The 1,555-nt window shown below is 61.4% G+C and carries 1 protein-coding gene; it reads right to left on the bottom strand.

Annotation, left to right across the window (positions count from 1 at the left end; genetic code table 11):
- A partial coding sequence (locus Q1B13_RS26750) for a DUF2493 domain-containing protein (RefSeq protein ID WP_299085928.1) occupies positions 1-922 on the bottom strand: 922 nt, incomplete at its 3' end.
- Positions 923-1,555: the final 633 nt, after the last annotated feature.

Raw genomic sequence — 1,555 nt, 5'->3', positions numbered from 1 at the left:
AGGATTTCGGTTTTGCGGGCGGGTCAACGCGCATTGCCTTGATGCCTTTGCGTTCTGCCTTGTCGGCCAAGTTCAGGGCGATGCCGGTTTTGCCGAAGATGACAACGCCGCCGAGTGGCTTGGGGGTGTCGAGCATTTGGTCGATGGCTTTGAAGCCTGCGCTTTTGCCGAATGCGCGCCAGTTGGGCTGGAATGTCACTTGAGGCACTTTGCGATTGCGCGCCCACGCGGCGGCGATGGCGTCCACGCCTTTTTTATCCGCCTTGTGGTACAGGATGAGTTCTGTCGCGAAGGTCTCCTTGAAGCGGCCCCGGATTTTGTCCAGCGTGGCCCAGACATATTCATGATCCATCCAATCGCGATCCCCGGCGATGGCTAGGGGGGTGCCTTCGATCTCAAATTGTGCCGCCTGTTCGCGTTCATGCGCTTCCAGCCATTTATGCGCCTCGAACACGGTTCCGGTCAGATGGGCAAGACGCGAGGTTCGACCATTGGCAGCGGGAAGGAAGGCCGCGCCGGTTTGCTGCTCGTAACACTGGGCGGCGGTTTCGGCCATGATGTCGAGCGCGTCCAGCAGATCGGAAAAGCGGTCTGCCTTGCGCTGCAACTCGTCCATTTGAGTTTCGAGGACTTCGGACCCGTCGGCGGCGCGAATGAGGCCGCGCAGGCTATCGCTAGTATCGCTCAGTTGCTTTTGGATTGCGTTACGGCGGCGAAAGATCAGCGACGCCAGACCATAGGCGATGGGTTCAATTTCGCGGTGCAGGCCGGTGCCTGTCATCCCTTCAAACAGGGCGTCAAAGGTGCGTTGCATCAGATCAGTGCGCAATTCGTCGTCATTCGGAATTGGCAGGTCGTCGTCGGTTTCGGTCAGGCCGAACAGTTCGATCTGGTCGTATACGGTCGCGCTTTTACCCAGCATGTGCGTATTCTCCTAAGCTCTCCGCCCGCGCCGTTGCGGGGGTGTGCTGACGGGCGGGCTGAGGGCAGACGCCGTGACAAGGACGGCGCAGCCGCCAGCTTGCTGGGCGCAAGAGTTTTGCAGGCAGGCCACGCGCACCGTCGATAGATGTGAAGTCGAAGAGAGGGCATCTGTGCAGGTTGGCGGCGTGGTGCCCTGCTTGCAGGGCCTCGCAGGTCAAGGGCCGCGCCTGCGTGGCATGTTTACCCTTGAATTGCGAGAGCGCCGGTAGCCGGAGCGGATGGCCGGGCCATATAGGACCTGACCTGTGATCCTCGAGCCCTGCAAAAGTTTTGTGATCCTTGGCGCGGTGGCGGACCTCTGCCAGAACGGCAGCACACCCCCGCGGAAAGAGAAAGCGGAACAGCTGCCAATCACGCGGAGTGTACGATTGGATAGCCCTGGCACGGTGAAGCGCCTGCGTCTTGCCCCCCGGCCCTGCGCACGCGGGGCCGGGGTTAACAGGCGAGGCAATTTTGTCGTGCAGCTCAGATCAGAAAACGGCTTCAGCTTCAGAGTGCCCAATACGACGCTAGCGCTGGCCGTTTTTACGGCCGCCCGCGCGGCAGCGCCGGTCCTGTTGTCCGCGGCGCC

The sequence above is a fragment of the uncultured Ruegeria sp. genome, from assembly GCF_947489545.1.
GTDB lineage: Bacteria > Pseudomonadota > Alphaproteobacteria > Rhodobacterales > Rhodobacteraceae > Ruegeria.
This window is presented reverse-complemented; position numbering and strand designations above follow the sequence as displayed.